The sequence below is a fragment of the Clostridium sp. C105KSO13 genome (assembly GCF_001517425.1).
GTDB lineage: Bacteria > Bacillota > Clostridia > Lachnospirales > Lachnospiraceae > Muricomes.
In genome coordinates, this window is sequence record NZ_FBWL01000165.1 from 1 (window position 1) to 20,078 (window position 20,078).

The following is a 20,078-nucleotide window of genomic DNA, read 5'->3' on the forward strand; positions in this document are numbered from 1 at the left end:
TCCCTCCCAATGAACCATTAGCTTCTTGATCTGATTCACTAATTCTATAACTTTCAAAAAGTTGCCTTTTTAGACAGCTTAAAAAAGTGCGTCCATTTGTGGCTGCCCTCTACTTTCTTTCACACTAATTCTTCCTGAAGCTTAATACCATTCATTTAGTCCTCAAAATTCAGGATTTTAAAGATAGTATGTGTGGCTTTTAACAAATTATGTATAAGTATTTCGAAACTAAGGTTAGGAATTTTTAAGGTATATTTCAATATTGGCTGTCATTTGGAAAGTTCATGAAAAAAAGTCGAACAAAAAATAAGATATGTCAAAGAGTTCCGGGACATCTATTATAGTACAGATATTAACGCATGAAATAGGACATTTTGGGAGTTAAAATTGGACATTTTAGAAATACGTTTTATTGCCAAAGAAACTATATTAAATAGTTTTGATTTAACTGTTTGATCTTTTACTAAGCCATTGGGCTTCTCGCTTAAATACATGAGGCAACACATAGCCAAAGTGTATAAGTAGAAAAGAACCGATAGTCTGTTTTCCAACCAAACTATCGGCTCTGTATCTTTACTTTTCCCCTATCCAGACTGCCACGGCTTTGCAGCATGCTTTTGGATAATATTTCAAACTTCCATTTTCGATATCAATTTCCTCTTTCTGATCTGAATAGACCATCCTGATTTTTTCGGGGCAGCTATCCGGCAGCGGAACTGTGATGCATTCCGGCAGATTCCCTGCAAAAGTATGCATTGTTACATATGCCTCTTCATTTTTTCCTACCCGCACAAGCGCCTGCCAGCCTTCCGGGTGTCTAGTACTTTTTATATCAGAACCATATAGATAAGACTGTCCTTCCTTAATAATCGGTGCAATCTTCTTGTAAAACTGCATTCCTTCCTCCAATACATCCCACTGTTCTTTAGAAAGCTTTGTGACATCTCCGGAAATACATAGTCTCCCTAAAAAAGTATTTACCAGCGAATAAACAATTCTTTTCAATGAATCGTCTGTGCGGATGACTGCCCAGATCTGGCTCTGTCTCGGGTGGATTACACGGTGCAGGTTTGCTGCAATAATAGGAATTTCCACACACTCGTGGGCATCGGAAAAGGAGGCCATGCTCATCTGTGCCATCAGCCCCGGCTCCAGTCTGTGTCCACCGGAAGCACAGTTTTCCAGCACAATGCCAGGAATTTCTCTTTTTACCTTTTCAATAAACCGGGCGGAGGCTTCCATGTTCTGTCGCAGCCCTTCACCCATGGATTCTGCGCCGTCACATCCGATTCCTATTGTCTCATTGTAGTCTATCTTCATATAACCAAATCCATATTTTTTCAAAGTTCCAATTACTTTATCCGTCAGATATTCCTCCACCCATGGGTCACGCATATCCCAGAACCGGCGGAAGTAACTGGTCAGAACTTTTCCATCCTTATGCAGCAGATGTTCTTCCTTACGATATGCCTGAGATGCTCGTCCTACATTTTCAATTTCAAACCATATCCCGGGTATCAGCCCCGCATCCCGGATTGCCTGTACCGTTTCCTCCATTCCTTCCGGAAACATCTCTTTTGAAACGTTGTAATCTCCCATGCTGATGTCCCACGGAATCCCCGCTTCCTTATACCAGCCACAGTCAATAACAAAATACCGGAAGCCCTTACCCTTTATCTTTTCCAAAATCTTTAAGATATTTTCGTGGGACGGCTTTCCCCATGTTGTACAGTATTCATTAAACACCATAGGTAAATCCCGTTCCACCTCCGGTGCTTTTTCCAGGCCCTCCAAAGCTGCCTCTGTCAGACGGCCGGTAAATATATCGAAAGACTCCGTATGGGCAGCAGTGAGGATTGCTGCAGGTGTATCAAAAGATTCTCCGGGTTTTATTTCTTTCATCCAGTGCCCCATCTCCCGGTCGGCCAGCCCTCCACTTAAGCTTAAACCTTCATCTTTCCGATATAACTCCATCTGCCAGGAAGCATTATGTACAATCTGAGCACCCCAGAATACATGATTCTGACAATCCTCTACAGCGGCAAACGGGAAAAATTTATTTACTGGCATAGAGCCTGCCTGACCAAAACGTTCGCAGCGGACCGCATGAGGATCCCACGCCGGTTCCAGCTGCAGGTCTTCGATCGGAATCATCTCATGGCGCCCTTCCTGACTCCAGACACTTCTGATTCTGTGCAAACGAAGGCACCCATGACCATCCCCCCCCAGATAAGGGGATAATCCGCCCAGCGAAAAGCTCTCAAACATCTCCAGTGTGCAGGGATCCTTCCCCTTATTTTCAAAAGTACAATGAACTCTGATATATGGCATTCCTGTTTTCCAGATTAGGTGGTGGATTACCTGATATCCTCTGCGATCCTGTAGAATCGTGTCAATCCTGCATAACTCACCTTCTGTCCTTACGGACTGTGACTGGTAGCACAGCCTGCGGACAGTTTCGCCATTTTTCATAGAATTTCCCATGGCATATGCCTCATCATAAATATCTCCGGTCAGCTTAAGCTGTATAAGAGATTCCAGTTTTTCACTTTTAGGGGGCATTTTATTGAACGCCATATCAGACGGCAGCAGCATTAACCCCACCTGCCCACTTTTTGTGTCTGTCAGATATCGTGCTGTCATATCGCCCAGCAAATATTCTTTTAAAATTTCCACTGCCATCCTTATATTCCTCCCTGAATTAACTATAATTTTTTCTTTTTCCTGATTATAATAACTGCAGCAATTGCCCCAGCCGCCAAAGCCAACACACAGATATATGGCAGAACATTTACCTCATCACCTGTTTTTACTGAGTTTCTTGTTTCTTGGCCCTGAGCAGACCCCTTGTCAGTATTTTCTGTTCCCTGATGATTCAGACCATCTGAATTGTCAGGATGATCCGGGCTGTCGGGGTTATCCAGATTGCCTGGACTGTCAGGGTTGCCCGGATTATCCTGATTACCTGGATTGCTTGGGTCGCCAGGATTATCCGGATTGCTTGGATTGCTTGGATTGTCCGGATCTACTGCCTGGGCTGCAACTGCCGGTGCAATTTCAAATTTGTCGAACCGGGGAGTAAAGTCATCCTGCACTTCACTAAACTTATATGAATTATCATTTGTAAGTGTAATCACATTTTCTCCGGCTTTCAATGTTACATCCATTACAATGTTTTTATATACATCCCAGCAAAATGTATTTCTGAAATACACTGTCTGAGGCATTTCGCCGTTTACAGTGACCTGGGCGTACCGCTCTACCAGATCCGTGTTGTAAGGATGCACATAGTTATTGCCGCTCTGTGTTTTCATAACTGGTGCCGGCTCATCATTGGAATAAAATATGGACAGCTTGTAGTCCCCTGCTGCCGGAGCATTCACAGTCATAGCCAGTGTGTTGCCTTTACCGCCCTGGAATCCCTCCACTGCCTTTTTGCCGGACGCATAACTATTTTCAATCACAGACGGTACAGCCTTACTTCCCTTCAGATAGTTATAGCCATCCTGATTATCATTTCCTTTTAATTTACTATCCTCCGCTTCCACCACTGCTGTGCTCTGTTTTGTTGCTTCTGGATCCTCAGTAAATGTAATCTGATCCAGCGCAACATTCTCCCCGCTTATTTTCAGTTTGTTCATTCCGTCTGTCAAATAAATACTTCCTGCCTGCTCTGTCCCCATTTCCATTGTCATTAATTGTTTCCAACCCGTGTTTACAACCGATTCTGCCTTTGCGTCGGCAGCATACTGCACAAAACTCTTGCTCAAAACGACACTTCCGCTGCCTTTGGAAGAAACCTTATAATATCCGTTCCGGGGCACGTTCACATAAAAATTAAATTCTCCGCTTCCTGCCGCATAACCGGCTCCTTCAAAATTCCCGCCATCCTGGGAAAATGCAAAGCCTTCCTCTACCCCAACCAATTCTTCTGGTTCAATCACAATATCTGCGGTCTCTGACTGCCGGTAAGTCAGGTCGATTTTATCCAGAAGTGCACAGAGCATAGCACCCTCCTGTTTTCCATTTTGATCTTCACCTGCATGGGTCAGACTAATGGTATGTGCTCCTTCTGCCAGATTGAGGTAAACTGTTGTGTATGTATAATAGCCCCATTTTACTGTAGACTCATACTGTAATTCCTGAACCTCACTGCCATCTACATTCAATTTGTGCTTTAAGACGGCGCCGACAGCCCGGTTCTGTCCACCGCTTTCCACATACTCCAGTGTCAGTGGGTCCACATTAGGTGCCTGACTAGAGTAATAAACGTTCAGGCGGTAGGTTCCGTCTTTCGGAACCTCCACCTCAAAAGAAACGCCATCGCCCTCCTGGTTAAGACCTCCTACCTCTGCCCTGTTGGAGCGGGCAAGGTCACCGCCTCCTGTCTTCGTAAAAACACGGGCATTCCCAAGTAAATCCGCATTTTCTGCCTCATATGTCTTCTGCCAGTTTCCACTCGTATATTCCTGAAAGGTTATAGTTTCCTCCCCCACCGCCGGAGTAATTACAGTATAATATCCATCCATGAGCTCTGCCCCGTTTACTGTAAACACCAAGTCATTGCCTGTAAATTTTACATTTCCTTCAAATACTACGGGTGTCTCATCTGCAAAACCCTGATGTCCTGTATATTTAGATCGATATATTTTTACATGTGCACTATCTGCGTCAGCAAAAACTGCTGTGTCCTTAATCTGATCGATACAAACAGTATGTTCCCCTGCCTGTCCGCCAAACAGAGTATGGATAGTTTTACTTTCTTCGTCCACACTGGTCAGGCCATACAAACGTCCGTAAGCGCTTGGCTCCTCAATATTTTCGAGTATCAGCGGCACTGTATGCCCCGTCATCTGCGCATACCATTTGTAGACCCACCACGCCCCGTTAGGCTGATTGTTTCCCGCAGCCAGTTCATTCAGGCTATTGGCAAGTCCCCAGTAGGGCAGGGAGGCATATACTTTTTCCTCCTCAAAAATAGATAACCAATTGATCAGCTGTCCCGGCGTTCCGATATCATCAAAATTGACAGTCTCGTTTACAAAAAGAATCGGCTCGAAACCTGCATCTGCATAATATGTTTCGACTAGACCTCTGACTTCGTCACAGTGAGATTTGAAAGAAGTTAATTTATCTTTCTGGAGTTCATGCCATGTTATATATTCCGGCAGACAGTCATTCTGTCTGCAAAACTCAAAGAACTTTTTATATGCGCCGGAATTATAGCCGGCATAATTGGGCCCTGCAACTTTAAGCGCAGGATTAATACCTTTTACTGTTGTATAAATGGTTTTCCAGTCATTGCACAGCTGTGTCACATCGTTTCCGTACCAGATTCCATCCGGCTCATTAAACAGAACAAAACTATACCCTGCAAGCTCTTCATCACTCTTGCCCTCTGTCATTTTTGTGACAACTGTCCGGACTTTCTCGTTGTAATCTTCTATCCCTGTATTCTCATAAGGCCATTCCAGGTAATAATCCTGGAGATAAATCTGAATGTTCTCCACACCACAGTCCTTGAGATACGAAGTCAGACGGTATCCGTCCCCGGATGGATGCTGTTTCCCGCCTGCCGCCTTCTGTACAAGAATCTTCGGTTGAATTGCCGAAATCAAATCGGCGGACGGCACTCCCGGCTCACTGACCCCGTAGAGGAAACCTGTAGACCCATGCAGCATACTTCCTGTATTTTGAGAAGCATCAAAGTGAAGTGCCGCCCCATATCTCATGTTGTCTACAGCCTTTCGCAGATTAATCAGTGCTGTATCCACAGCGTTTTGTCCTGCCGCTTCCCCCTGTCCCAGAACTGCCCGGGCTTCCTGCACGGCCGTCTGAATTGCAGTACGGCTCTCCTCTGTAATTGAGCTTAGTTCCGCCAGGGCAGCCGCATCCTTTGTCTCTGCTTCGAGCTGAGCATTGGTAAATGTAGTCTGTGCCGTTACCCCGGTATAATATTCCAAACTGTCTGCTGCCGCCTGCAGTTCACTGATCATGCGGTTAATATTTGCCTCTGTCACAGGATTTGTCAGAACACCCTCTGCTTCTGTAATTTTTTTCTGCAGAGCTTCATAGGTGCCCCTTGTATAAAAACTAATACTAAAGTCCTTCGCAGCATCCATTTTTTCACTCAGTTCCTGCAGCTTTGAACTGCCGACTGCATAGGAGTCATAAGCTGCCTTTGCCTGTTCTGCAGTGAGTGCCACATTGTAAAAGCGGAATTCATCTATCTTTGCTTTCAGGTCCTGATCCGTAGAATATACAGAACGGCCGATGGCATTGTGTGTATAGCCCTTCAACTCTGCCCTGTCATTTTCAAACAATGTCTCTAATATACTTGCCATATTTGCATTTCTGTCATCTACATTGATTTTCTGTCCGTCCAGATATACATCATATGAATCGGGATCGACACTGACAGTGACATGCTGCCATTGACTTTTTGCAAATGCCTTTTCCCAGATCAGTTTCATTTGATTGACTCTGTCTGACATCATAATGGACGTATTATAAGCACTGGAAGAAGTGTCTGTTCCGCCCACAACAAATGTGAACTCCGGTGCATTCCATTTTCCGCCGTCTCCGTTATTAGAGTTCAGCTCTATGGATGTGGCGGAAAAAATCCGGTTATAATGCGCTGCACCCGCATCCACATTAATCCAGAACGAAAATGCAAAACCTGCATCTGTTGCATCCTCAAACATATTGTCCGGAAGCGTCAGGTAACCCCTATCCAGTCCGCCTCCCGGCAAATTTAATACTTTAGAGCTGCGCTGGGAGTCCTCTACGACACCAAGTCCTTCTCCCGAGCCGCCGATTTCCGCTACAGCTCCTTCTTTTGTTCCCTGATTTTCAACCCGGCTGCCATTCACCCCTTCATCAAATGTAAACTCATAATACGGATCCGGCACCGCTGCCGGCTCTTCTTGTTCCGCCGCCAAGCTTACCACGGAAGGAAACACCAGACAAAATGACAATACAAATGCACAAAACCTTTTAACTTTTCTTCTTTCCATCCCTCTCTCCTTTTCCGGACGCACTTAGCCCTTCACAGCGCCGACGGTCATTCCTTTGATAAAATATTTCTGCAGACTTAAAAATAGGATGGCGATGGGCAGCACAGAAATAACAATGGCAGCCATCGCTGTCGTGTAGTCACTGCTCTGCGCAGAGAACAGGGACTGGATTGCAACTGTCAGTGTCTTCAGCTGCTTTTTGCTGACATAAAGGCTTGCCAGCAGATAGTCATTCCAGATTTGGAAAGACTGCATAATAATCAATGTTGCCATAGCCGGTTTTAGAATCGGCATCACCACAGAAATGTATGTCCTGATAACTGAGCACCCGTCAATCCTTGCCGCTTCTTCTAATTCCAGGGGAACCGTGGACATGAAACTGTTCATCAGAAACACACCAAAGGAAATCCCTGTTGCAACATACATGAAAATAATTCCAAATCGTGTGTTTGTCAGATGCAGCTTATAGCCAATCATGTAAATCGGAAGGAACAATGCCTGATAAGGAATCAGTATTCCTACAATAAAGTACACATAGCAGAACTTAAAAAACTTATGCGAACATCTGGCGATGGCCCAGGCTGTCGTTCCGCATAAAAGTGCAAGAATTACAACACTGACAGCCGTATAGACGAATGTATTTGTAAATGTAGTTGCCAAATCCAGTTTCTTAAATGCAGCAGCGTAGTTATCCAGCTGAAAGTTCTCAGGCAGTGCCAGAGGACTGCTCAGATATAGTTCTCTTTTCCCTTTAAAGGAGTAGTTTAAGATAATAAAAATCGGTGCGATAAACAAAAGAGCAGCAATTGTCATGATAATCTGCACCAGAAATGTTGTCTTTGTGTAGGGTTGTGCCGAAACCTCTTCTTTTTTCTTCCTTCGGGACATTATGCCTGCACCTCCTTGTTCTTTAATCCTTTTACCTGTATTAGCGCTACCAGCAGAAGCACGATCACCAGTGTAACAGACATAGCCGAGCCGTATCCATACTGCCTTCCGTTAATTGCGGTGGTGTATGTCTCATATATGACCGATGTGGACGCTCTCCCCGGGCCGCCTTTGGTTGAAGATACCAGCAGGTCATAGACTTTCAGGGAGCCTGTAGTGATCCCCACCACACAGATGGTGATGGCCGGCGCGAGCATCGGAATTGTTACATTGAAAAATCTCTGTATGGCTCCTGCTCCGTCCACCTTTGCCGCCTCATACAGTTCGGCCGGCACAGACTGTAGGCCTGCAAGATAAATCAGCATCCAGTACCCGATCCACTGCCAGTTATTTGCTATAAGAAGTCCGCTCAGCACAGTTTCTTTCTTTCCGAAAAGCAGAAAATTGATACTGGTTCCCAGAACATCATTGACAGCCGGAAGCACATTTGAGAACATCTTCAGCCAGACGAATCCGACGATGACCGAACTGATGAGGCATGGTATGAATAAAATTGTCCGGTAGATCTTCTGTCCCTTAACTCCACTATCCAAAGCAAGTGCAAACAGCAGTGCAACCACATTTTGAATCACAGTATTGCCGATTGTAAATTTGATGGTGAACCACCATGCACTCGTGAAATTCGGATCATGGAATAAATCAATATAATTCTGAAATCCCACAAATACCTTTTCGGCCGACATCCCGTCCCAACTTGTAAACGAATAGCGCACTGCCATAAACATAGGGACGATCAGTCCGATTGTAAAAATTACAAATCCCGGCAAAACAAGCAGAAGATACTGGCGAAATATTCTTTGTCCCATCGTTCCCTTTTTCTTAATCATCATTGCATTCTCTTCCTTTCAAAAAAGAGGGAGTTTCCTCCCCCTCCTCTATGTACTCTTTTATTAGTTAGTTTGCGGAACTTGCATCCACTCTTCCGTCTGAAGCTTTTAGGCAATCCTCAAAACTGATATCTCCCTGCAGCCATGCAGCAATATCTTTCGCATTTTCTTCCTGAAATCCTCCCCATACAAGCTGGTTATTTCCCAATGTCACGTCTGCGATTCTGCCTTCCTTTGCATATGTGTCGATGTCTTCCTGACTTGGGTTTTCGAATGTAGGTGTTACATCTTTGAGCATAGATGCTGTCTTTGTATAGTCCAGAATCTCAACTGCCAGATCTTTGTCGCTTGTCAGAAGATCAAGCACCTGATTTATTTCTTCCTGATGCTTTGTATCTTTGCTTGTCATAATTGTAATGTTTGGTTCAAAAATCAGTTTGGAATCTCCGGTCTGATTCGGGAACGGGAAGATACCGAATTCGAAGTTTTCATCAATATCCAGGAAATTCTGAATGGACCAGGAACCGGATACTTTCATTGCAGCCTCGCCCTGTACCATCTTTGCATCGCAGTCTGTCTGTTCTGTGGAGAAGGTTTCCGGGAAAGTATTATCGTAAATCAGCTTGTTATAATCATAAGCTGTCTGCATTTCTTCACTGTCGGAGAAAGAAACCTTTCCGTCACGGAACTCATCTCCCCATGCCGGATCATTATTAAATACATCATTCATTGCAAACTGCATCGTGACATTGCCGATGGACCATGTATCCACCATGTGGCTTGCAAACGGCACAATTCCTTTTGCTTTACAGCCGTCAATAATTTTTTTCAAATCTTCCTGGGTCTCAGGGATGCCCCAGCCGTTTTCCTCAAACATAGCCTTATTGTAATAAACGCCCTGATACATTGCATTGTATACCATTCCATAGGTTTTTCCATCCACAGTAACATTTTCTCTTGCTGCATCCAGTCCTCTGTCCAGATACTTGCTGTCAATCTCTCCCAGAACCCCCTGCGGTGCATAGGTTGCCACATCCTGTGCCTTGCCGATCATGATATCCGGCAGTCCTGACTGCATGTACTGCTGCATCTTAGGCTGGAAATCATTTCCCCAGTCCACACATTCCCATTCCAGTGTAATATTGGGATACTTTTCAGCAAGAACCTCATCGATCATGTCTTCAATCCCCGCATCGGTTGTAGACTGTCCGGCCAAAACGGTAAGGGTTACTTTGTCTTTACTGTCAGAAGAACTCCCTCCCTCTTTTTTGCCGCATCCTGCTGCCAGAGATAAAGTCATAACCGCAATTAACAGCAGACTCAATACTTTCTTCTTTTTCATCATCCATCCTCCTAATGTTTAGATTATGGTTTGATTATACAGTCTTTAAGAAAGGAACAAATAGGACGATATTGAAAAAAGGAGTTGTACTTTTTTGCAACTATTCAACCAGGCTGCTCTCCTGAGCAGTTACAGGCCTTGTTCGTATTTGCCAAATATTTTTCTAAAGAAGAAAGAATTCACATATGCCAGAAGTGAAAATCCACCTGCTATCCAGATAAACAGTGCCCGCAGCATAACCTCAATACTGAAAAAGGTAAGGGCGGCACAGGCAGCCCCGATTAATATCATGGTAATCGTATATCCGATGTTGACGGCACCTATCATCAGTGCATTTTTCAGGCAGACACCCAGGCTGTCCTGAAATCTTGCCATGTAGGGAAAAACATACAGTACGATCACGAAATATACAATAAAAAGTACAATTAACGCAGCACCCAAAATTTTTTGCACTATGCCGGCTACGGCCCTGACTGCGAAGAAATCCACTATAAAGACTGCCCCAACAGCTGCAAGTATCAGCCCGCATGCCGTGCCTTGCCTGAGATTTTTCCGGAAAGCCTTCCAATATTCCGAAAATACATAAGCCTCTTCATCTTTCACCATCTTAAGATTTACACTGTAGAGTGCAGTAAGTGCTGCACCGATTGTTATTACCGGTATACAGCTTATCAGAAAGCAGATATTTAAGATTACTGTATTCATAATTTTGTTCAGTATATTCATAACCGAACTATCCAAATTAAAAATTCCGCCCATTTATTTCCTCCTTGTCAGCATCACTCCGTATAGGCACTGTCTTCTCTATTTTCATCCATATACTCCAGAACCTCTTCGGAAGTTTTCTCCCCTTTCAGCCAGGACAACTGTTCCTGTGCGGCACTGTTCTGGAAACTCCAGATTAACTGTGCGTTGCCCGCAGATACATCGATGATGTTTCCCTCCGTCTCATAACGTCTAATGTCCTCCTGAATTTTGCTGTTGTGAGCTGCTTCCAGTCCTTTTACTGCAGAGTCCGACTGTGTAAAATCCAAAATCTCTCTGGCCAGTTTTTTATCACTTAATAGAGAATAAAAAATCTCATCAATTAAATTACTGTACTTCGTGTCTGCACTCTTCATCAAAGTCAGATTCGTTTCCCGGATCAGACTTGCTTCTCCCTCCTCATTCGGAAATGGAAAGATTCCAAATTTTATTGTCTTTCCATACTGATTAGCAAACTGCATTGACCATGAACCGGTAAGATACATTGCCGCATCTCCCTGGGTAAACCGGCTGTCACTTTCAAACTGGTTCAATAAAAGCGCATCATCCCATGATGCATTCAGGATTTTCTGATTATTCAACATGCAGGCAAGCATCTTCTCATTCCCCGTACAGTTTACTACTCCTGCCCTAAGTTGGTCTCCCCAGCGAGGACTGTATTTAAAAATGTCATTCATCATATACTGCATGGTCATATTGGCTACTTTCCAGCTCTCCTGAAAATGTGCTGCGAAGGGTACGATTCCCACAGCCTCTAAATCCTCTATGAGGCTATCCATCTCCTGAGGTGTTGTGGGAGGTTTTAGCCCATACCTCTCAAAAATATCTTTGTTGTAGATAACCCCCTGATACCAGAAATTATAAGGCAGTCCGTACACCTTTCCATCCATTGTGACCGGATCCAACGCATTTTCTTTAATCTTTTCACTACATTTCTCTGTGACTGTGCCAAGCTGTCCGGTTTTTGCATATAACTTAACATCCTGCGCCTTTCCTATCACAATATCCGGCACATCACCTGCTGCCAGACGCCCCCTCATCTGCGCATCAAACTGATCTCCCCAATCTACGCACTCCCATTCCAGTTTCACCCCGGGGTACTTTACTCCGGCCCACTCATCAATCATATCTTCAATCCCGGCATCCGATGTGGACTGCCCCGCCAGAATCGTCAGAACAATTTGTTCTTTTTTTTCTCTTGTTTCAACATTGACGCACCCTGCCAGAGATACCGTCAGCACCCCGGTCAGCATCAAAGACAATATCCGTTTCAATGGCTGTCCCCCCGTATTTGTTTTGCATATTCTCGTGGGCTGAATCCGGTATTTTTCTTAAAAACCCGGCTGAAATATGTATAATCGTCATAACCGACCATAAAGGCAATCTCAGTCAGATTAATATCACTCTTTCTCATATATTCCTTTGACTTTTCTATACGTTTCCGAGTAATATAAAGTATCAGATTTTCTCCCATTTCTTGACGGAATACCTTGGAAAAATAAGAGTTTTCTACATTGTAGGTTTTTGCAAGAGACGTCAGAGTCAGCCCTTCAAAATAATTTTTATCAATGTAGGCCGCTGCCTGCTTCACAATTTGTTTCATTGTATCCGTAGACGCTTCCCTGCACCCCGGTTCCAGATATTCAATCATATCACGGACAGCACTGCAAACTGCTTCTGAATCCAGGTATTCCACTGCCTTATCTGCAGACTCCATCAGGTTGTCAACATTGACTGTCTCTTTATGGCCCCTGGTCTGTATCACATAATCCGCCAGCACATTCATAACCTGCTTTACCGTCTGGCGCACCTCCAGATAATTCCACCGGTCCTGCTCACACCTTTGCAGGCCAACTTCTTGCATGATAATCCTTCTCAATTCCACGCCATTTCCCAACTGCAGGCAAGTCTTAATTCTCTTTTCGTATTCACCGTTGAATCTTGTATTCATTCCACCGGTACAAGCCGGATCTTTTTCATGCCCCGGAAGAAGAATCTCATCTTTTTTGCAATACGTCCTCGTCATTAGCAGGGCAACAGCTTCCACATAGGCCATATGAATGCTCTCCATAGAATATGAATGTCCACTGATACAAAACGTAAGGCAGATGTCTGAAAACTCTCTAAAATAGATACGTATCTTTTCTGCCAATTTTTTCAGTTCTTTGTCTCCCTGTTCTGTTATAATAATAAATTCGTTTGAACGATAAACATAATTGAATACAATGACGTCATCCCTTCCGCTCAAATGATGAAGTTTCTTCTTTATATTGTAAGAAAACAAATTTCTGCCATATCTGTTCTTTTTAATTATCTGATGGAGATTATGAATTTTCACAAGCATAAGGCTCATTCCTGCCAGTTCCATGCCACTGTTGATTGAAATATTTGGAATGTAAGACACCTCCTCTTTCTCAATCAACTGACTGTATTCCCTGTCCTGAAGCAGGGAGGCTGCCTTTAAAAGCTTCATTGCTTCACTTTCCCGTTCACCGATAATCTCCAGAGCCTTCACAATGGCATTCACAAGGTCGATTTTTGTGACTGGCTTCAGCAGATAATTAATCGCTCCGGACATGAAAGTATCCTTTACATACTCAAAATCACCATAGCCGCTGACTACAAAGGTTACAATATCCGGATACTTTTCTTTTATAACGGCCAATAACTCCACACCATTTACAAAGGGCATGTTGATATCTGTAATCAGAATATCGGGGGATTCTTCATCCAGTCTCGCCAGAACCTCTTCCCCATCCTTTGCCGGCTCCAGACATTCCAGGGAATATTTGTCCCATTCAATCATGTGTCTTAGTTTTTCTCTTGTCCAAAATTCATCATCGGCTATTAAAATTTTATACTTCTTTTTCTCCATTCTCTTCTTCCGCCTTTTTCCGGGGTATCCTCATATAAATCTTTGTTCCTTCTCCTATTACGCTTTCGATCCAAAGTCCATACTCGTTTCCATAAAGCATTTTTAATCTTGCATTAATATTATGCAGTCCGATTGAATCTCCCTTTTCCACATACTTTAGGTCATTTTTCTTCAGATTCTTATTGAATTTATCTGCATCCATCCCTATGCCGTTATCTGCCACACAGATTGTCAGATTCTCTGCCTCAGACTTCACCTGAATCTGTATAAATTTATCTCCTCTTTTACTTCTAAGGCCATGATTCAGTGCATTTTCAACCAGCGGCTGCAGCGACAGTCTGGGGATTTCTTCCTGAAGCACAGTTTCATCAATTTCATAAACATACTGGATATTGTCCTGCATCCGGGTATCCATAACATAACAGTAGTTTTTCAGATGAACAATTTCTTTTGACACCGTAGAAAATGGATCTTTCATATTCAGACTGTAGCGGAAAATATTGGAGAGCGACTGACTCAGCCTGCTTACTTCCGGACATTCTTTGATCTGTGCAATACTGCTCATCGTGTCAAGCGTGTTGTACAGGAAATGGGGATTAATCTGTGCCTGCAAGGCTTTATACTCTGCCTGGCTCAGAAGATAATTTGCCTGCTTTTCCTTCGCAGTCAGTTCTTCCAGGCGGCCCAGCATTTCATTGAAATTCTTCCCCAGCATCCCAATCTCATCTTCACTCCCGACGGATGCCCTCAGAGAGGTATTTCCTTCTTTGATTTTCTCTATCGTATTCATCAATTTTTTCAGCGGCCTTGTCATCTCCTGTGATAATATAGACGTCAAAACAGCTGTGACCGCTGCCATAATACTTCCAATTAGCAAAAGATTTACGGTCAGTGCACGTTGATTCTGCTTAAGAAGTTCCTGGGGCATCAGAGAATATGCCCCCAGGTTATACTTATTTTGCTCCACTTGGAACAGTTCCTGTTTTGAAGTGCCAAAAGGGCCACCCCTGGCCTGTGCTCCGCTTTTTATGTATTCTGAAATCTCCTGGTAATCTTGCTTTTCATCGCGGCTCAAGGTACCGATAGACACTGCCGGACGGTCACTGACAGGCTGCAGCCAGATATACATTGATTTATCCGTACTGTACTTTTCCATAATGGAGCTGATGGCTTTGCTGTCCACATCACAAACGATATAGCCAATTGCTTTACTGTAATTTCTGTTGTTATAAAGCTTAATAGACAAGCGTATAATATCTGTTTCCCTGTATTCGTTGTAATAGCTTGACAGCAACATTTTAGTCTGTCCTGACTTCACATATTTCCTTATGGTCTCCGCGTTGCTGTACTCTGTATCTTCATAAATGTCTGCCGGGTAATTATGTCTCGGGGTCATAGCTCTTCGATATGTACTTATAATCTCATGTTTCGGATTATACAAGTACAGTGCCACTACATTATCTCCTGTCTCAAAGCCCGTGGTACCGATTTCATATGCCTTCCTGTAAAATTCTATGCGCATCTGTTCTATGTTTTCCCGGGCCTTCAGCGCTTGGATAAAGTCATCTTCACTATACATTGCCAGTAGATTGCTTTCCATATTTTTAAGATACCGGTAAATCTCATTCTGCATGTTCTGCAGCGAATTTACACTTTCAGTTTTCGCACGCCTATAAATGATGTTAGAGGAAGTTTCCTGAAATAACAGTGTCTGTAAGATAAGTGCCACAAGCGTACAGCTAAGGCACATAATTAAAATCTTTGAACGCAGCTTCATTAAAGTTCCTCCTTGTCCCATTTTACCCCCTTGTCATTATACCATTTCTCTGGTGCTTATAGAATAAGACATTTTGGTAGTTAAAGTTGGACATTTTTGAAATACGTTTTATTATATTTTTTCCCACCGAGAATGGGGTTTCAGTTTTTTTGGCAAGGGAGCTGGTCAGAAACACTGCCATAAGCATAATCCTTCAAATTAAGACCGGATAAAGATTGTCTCCATCTGAATATTTTTTTTAATTTCCCACATACTAATTGTAATTTATCTGATGAAGGAGAATTTATAAGTATGGATAAGATTGAAAAGGCTAAGCAAGAGAAACAATATCAGGATTATGTGAAGCGTAAAACTCCTGTTCACAATGTTTATGCAAATATGGGGAAAGCTTTTATCACAGGCGGGATAATCTGTACCCTGGGGCAGTTTATTTATAATTACTGCGAAGTTCAGGGTATGTCCAAGGATGACTGCAGCAGCTGGACTTCTCTTCTTTTGATATTAATCAGTATTATCCTTACCGGTATGAATATATACCCCAAAATAGCAAAATGGGGAGGGGCAGGCGCTCTGGTGCCAATCACCGGGTTTGCTAACTCTGTGGCAGCCCCCGCTATTGAGTATAAGAAAGAAGGACAGGTATTCGGAATCGGGTGTAAGATATTTACAATTGCAGGACCGGTTATTTTGTATGGAATATTCACCAGCTGGGTACTGGGACTTGTGTATTGGCTGCTGAAAGTTCTATGACTTCGAAAAAATAGCGGGCATCGGAAATCATTCATCCGTGTCCGCTATTTTTTTGCTATCTGTCTTCTCTGAAGTAATTCAGCCCGCAGCTCTTCGGCTGTGCATGTTCTTTGCTCTGCCTCATGCTTGTCACAACAAGCACCACGATTGTAGCCACATAAGGAAGCATATCATAAATCTGTGCCGGAAGCCCCGGTATATTCACATACATACGCAAAATGGTCAGTCCTCCAAAAATAAGCGCTACCAGGATGCCTTTCGCCGGACGCCAGGTGGCAAAAATAACCAGTGCAACCGCAAGCCATCCATATCCGCTGACGCATCCGTGCACCCACACGCCGGAAGTGGTAACCATGCTCATATACATACCGCCGACTCCGCATATACCGCCGCCCACAACAGTGGCTATATACTTGTATCTTGTGATATTAATGCCCGCTGCATCTGCTGTCGCCGGGTCCTCACCTACTGCCCGTAAATTTAAACCTATACGGGATTTATTAAAGAACCATGCCATAATTATGGCAAGGGCAACCGCAAGATATACCAGCCAATTGTATTGAAACAAGAGTTTTCCTAAAACCGGAATATCTGATAGAAACGGAATATGCAATTTTGAAAATGCGGCTTTCGTCGCACTTCCTACCGCCACATATCCACCTGCCCTCTGTCCAATATATTCACCGAAAAAGTTTCCGAACCCGGTACCGAAAATAGTCAGGGTCAGACCCGTTACATTCTGGTTGGCGCGCAGCGAGATTGTAAGAAAACTGTATATGAGGGCTCCGAAGGCACCGGCCAGAAAGGATACAAGCAGTGAGATAAAAGCTGAGAACATTCCGTTTGGTACACTGCCTGATTTAGTGACCGCCTGCTCGTAATAATAGGAACCAGCCAGTCCGGTAATCGCTCCCATGAACATCATACCTTCCACTCCAAGATTCATGTTTCCTGATTTCTCTGTCAGTATTTCTCCAAGTGCACCGAGCAGCAGCGGAGTTCCTGCAAGCACTGCCGCTATAAACAAACTATTCAATGTATTAAGCATGATGTTCCTCCTTCCCTCTGAGAATCAGTCGATATGTAACGAAGAACTCGCATCCCAGCATAAAAAAGAGGATAATTCCTATCAGTAGATCCGACGCAGATGCCGGTATTTTAAAGTTTGTCTGAATGGTATTTGCCCCTCTCTCCAACATGGCGATAAACACAGACACCCCCAGCATTCCTATGGGATTCATCTTCGCAAGCCATGCAACAGTAATGGCGGTAAATCCCACTCCCCCGGCCGTTCCTTCTGTAATGGTGTAATCTGCCCCGGCAAACTGCAGCATTCCTACCAGGCCACACAATGCACCGGATAAAAACATGGTGCGGGTAAATACCTTACCTACATTAATTCCTGCATAACGGGCAGTATTATTGCTTTCGCCGACCACTGCAATCTCATAACCCTGTTTTGTCTTATTAAAATAAATATATGCGGCCACAACCAGAATCAAGGCTAGTATCCAACCCCAGTGAACCCCCAGTACTTTTGACAGTCTGGCTCCCGGCACCAGCATGGCAATTTTGGGAAAACTGCTTCCCGGGGCCTTCCACGGTCCATTCATCAGGTATTTGATAAAGGCCAGTGCGATGTAATTGAGCATCAAAGTAAACAAAGTCTCGTTCGTTCCCCATTTTGCTTTACACACTGCCGGAAGGAGACCGTACAAGCCGCCTGCTGCCATTCCGGCAAGAAGCATCAGAATTACCAGGGGAAGCTTTGGGAAAATATGAGCGGTAAACAGACCAAAGGCACCTGCCGCCACAGCACCTACAAGTATCTGCCCCTCTGCCCCGATATTCCAAAACTTCATTTTAAACGCAAAGGAAATGCCAATTGCAGTAATCAAAAGAGGGACCGCAAGTTTTATTGTCTCATGTATCACTGTATCGGAACCCCATGCGCCTACTACCATAGCCTTATATACTGTCAGAGGATTATGCCCCAGCGTCAGAATCAAAAGCCCTCCAGTTATAAGCGAAAGGATGAAAGCAATCCCTCGGACTTCCCATGCCTTGACGGGGGAAAGCGTGTCCCGCTTCACCATACGAATCAGAGGCTCTTTCACTTGTGTTGACTTTACTTGCATACTGGTTCCTCCTCTTCCACATGTATCATCATCAGGCCTATGTCTTCCTTAGTAACTTCTCTTGGGTCAACGATTCCGCTGACCTTCCCATCACACAGTACCATAATACGGTCAGACAATTCCATCAGCACGTCCAGATCTTCTCCTATAAAAATAACGGATACACCCTTTTTCTTCTGTTCATTGAGCAAATCGTAGATACGGTATGAAGAATTAATATCCAGACCGCGCACAGGATATGCCACAATCAGTACGGAAGGACTAAGTGCAATCTCTCTTCCAAGCAAAACCTTCTGGACATTTCCACCTGACATTCTTCCCACCGGCATCTCAACTCCCGAAGTGACAATCTCGAGCTCTTGGATTAGATTTTCTGCCACCTTTTTAGGTGTTTTCCTGTCCACAAACAGACCTTTTTTGTTTTTGTAGCTCCTTAACATTACATTGTCCGTCATGTCCATGGCTGCTACAAGGCCCATGCCGAGCCTGTCCTCAGGAACAAATGCCATGGAAATTCCTTTTCTTACAATTTCATCGGGTTTCAGACCAAGAATGCGCTCTCTCGCCACACAGTTCTCACCTTCACACTCTCCCGAATAAAGCACAGAACCGGCTATTGTAGGGCATAATCCCGCAATCGCCTCGCAGAGTTCTTTTTGTCCGCTGCCCGCAATTCCGGCAACTCCTAAAATTTCACCGCTGTACGTTGTAAAAGAAACATTGTCAAGTGCCCTGACACCTTCTCCATTAAGGCAAGTCAATCCAATGACTTCAAGTCTTTCTTCTCCGCATTCTCTTTCCGGCCTGTCAATCGCCAGGCTGACCGGCCGCCCTACCATCATCTCCGTAAGCTGAGCCTGATTTGTCGCAGCAGTCTCCACAACACCTATGTACTCACCCTTTCTCAGAATTGCCACTCTGTCTGAAATAGCCATTACCTCGTTAAGCTTATGCGTAATAATGATAATAGACTTCCCGTCTGCCTTCATATTGCGGAGTACTGCAAACAACTTCTCTGTCTCCTGCGGTGTGAGCACTGCAGTGGGTTCGTCCAATACGAGTATATCAGCCCCTCTGTACAGTACCTTCAATATTTCCACGGTTTGCTTCTCAGATACCGCCATATTATAGATTTTCTTTGCGGGGTCTATTTCAAACCCGTATCGTGAAGCCAACTCCCCAACTTTCTTATTAATCTCTTTCCTGTTTACGGTAGTCTTTCCTTCAAGCCCCAGAACAATATTTTCTGCCGCTGTCATAACATCCACCAGTTTAAAATGCTGGTGGATCATACCAATTCCCAAATTAAACGCATCTCTTGGAGAACGGATCGTCACCGGCGTTCCGTGAATTTCTATTTCACCGTGATCCGGAAAATAGATACCGGAAAGCATATTCATCAGCGTGGTTTTCCCGCTTCCGTTTTCTCCAAGGAGAGCCAGTATCTCTCCATCCTTCAATTCCATGTCGACATCCTTGTTGGCGACAACTTTCCCGAAGGTTTTTGAGACACGATTCATCTTTACAGCATAGTTTACATGTTCACCCAACTTTCTCTCCTCCTTCCTCTCATTGACTGTCTGGTATTTTAGTACACTTCCAAAAACAGAGCCGTTATGTAACGGCTCTGTAAATGAGAA

At 44.0% G+C, this 20,078-nt stretch carries 13 protein-coding genes; 1 reads left to right on the forward strand and 12 read right to left on the reverse strand.

The genetic code is table 11. From position 1 onward, the window contains the following. Nucleotides 1-573: 573 nt before the first annotated feature. The 9 genes from BN3456_RS08635 to BN3456_RS08675 all read right to left on the reverse strand — a co-directional run bounded on the left by BN3456_RS08635 (nt 574) and on the right by BN3456_RS08675 (nt 15,550). Entirely contained in the window at nt 574-2,682 is a 2,109-nt protein-coding gene (locus tag BN3456_RS08635; protein ID WP_089983740.1) for a glycoside hydrolase family 36 protein, read from the reverse strand. 23 nt (nt 2,683-2,705) lie between these two features. After that, nucleotides 2,706-7,016 carry a LamG-like jellyroll fold domain-containing protein gene (locus BN3456_RS16465; RefSeq protein ID WP_089983741.1) on the reverse strand — a complete coding sequence of 1,437 codons (4,311 nt, stop codon included), beginning with the start codon at nt 7,014-7,016 and terminating at the stop codon, nt 2,706-2,708. Nucleotides 7,017-7,040: 24 nt separating this feature from the next. Further along, complete coding sequence (locus BN3456_RS08645) at nt 7,041-7,904, reverse strand: carbohydrate ABC transporter permease (protein ID WP_089983742.1); 864 nt, start codon at nt 7,902-7,904, stop codon at nt 7,041-7,043. Further along, a complete protein-coding gene (locus BN3456_RS08650) occupies nt 7,904-8,794 on the reverse strand; it encodes a carbohydrate ABC transporter permease (RefSeq protein ID WP_089983743.1) in 891 nt (296 codons plus the stop codon). The genes BN3456_RS08645 and BN3456_RS08650 overlap by 1 nt, the downstream gene beginning before the upstream one ends. Nucleotides 8,795-8,858: 64 nt before the next feature. Beyond that, nucleotides 8,859-10,136, reverse strand: coding sequence for an ABC transporter substrate-binding protein (locus tag BN3456_RS08655; RefSeq protein ID WP_089983744.1), 1,278 nt, complete (start codon nt 10,134-10,136; stop codon nt 8,859-8,861). 126 nt (nt 10,137-10,262) lie between these two features. Beyond that, nucleotides 10,263-10,892 (reverse strand): YesL family protein, encoded by a 630-nt coding sequence (locus BN3456_RS08660; RefSeq protein ID WP_089983745.1) that lies wholly within the window; start codon nt 10,890-10,892, stop codon nt 10,263-10,265. Between the two features lie 20 nt (nt 10,893-10,912). After that, complete coding sequence (locus tag BN3456_RS08665; protein ID WP_089983746.1) at nt 10,913-12,172, reverse strand: ABC transporter substrate-binding protein; 1,260 nt, start codon at nt 12,170-12,172, stop codon at nt 10,913-10,915. Further along, a complete protein-coding gene (locus tag BN3456_RS08670) occupies nt 12,169-13,773 on the reverse strand; it encodes a response regulator (RefSeq protein ID WP_089983747.1) in 1,605 nt (534 codons plus the stop codon). Before BN3456_RS08670 ends, BN3456_RS08665 begins: the two co-directional genes overlap by 4 nt. Beyond that, entirely contained in the window at nt 13,754-15,550 is a 1,797-nt protein-coding gene (locus BN3456_RS08675) for a cache domain-containing sensor histidine kinase (RefSeq protein WP_176699155.1), read from the reverse strand. Before BN3456_RS08675 ends, BN3456_RS08670 begins: the two co-directional genes overlap by 20 nt. 291 nt (nt 15,551-15,841) lie before the next feature. On the opposite strand from BN3456_RS08675, the gene spoVAC reads away from it, so the two are divergent. Then, complete coding sequence (spoVAC, locus tag BN3456_RS08680) at nt 15,842-16,300, forward strand: stage V sporulation protein AC (protein WP_089983749.1); 459 nt, start codon at nt 15,842-15,844, stop codon at nt 16,298-16,300. Nucleotides 16,301-16,355: 55 nt separating this feature from the next. Here the strand turns inward: spoVAC and BN3456_RS08685 are convergent, their stop codons facing one another. From BN3456_RS08685 to BN3456_RS08695, 3 genes are read right to left on the reverse strand one after another with little or no spacing between them, the layout of a single operon-like run. After that, entirely contained in the window at nt 16,356-17,348 is a 993-nt protein-coding gene (locus BN3456_RS08685; protein WP_089983750.1) for an ABC transporter permease, read from the reverse strand. Beyond that, complete coding sequence (locus tag BN3456_RS08690) at nt 17,341-18,438, reverse strand: ABC transporter permease (RefSeq protein ID WP_089983751.1); 1,098 nt, start codon at nt 18,436-18,438, stop codon at nt 17,341-17,343. Before BN3456_RS08690 ends, BN3456_RS08685 begins: the two co-directional genes overlap by 8 nt. Next, nucleotides 18,429-19,958, reverse strand: a complete 1,530-nt coding sequence (locus BN3456_RS08695; RefSeq protein WP_176699158.1) for an ABC transporter ATP-binding protein — start codon at nt 19,956-19,958, stop codon at nt 18,429-18,431. Before BN3456_RS08695 ends, BN3456_RS08690 begins: the two co-directional genes overlap by 10 nt. Between the last annotated feature and the right edge of the window lie 120 nt (nt 19,959-20,078).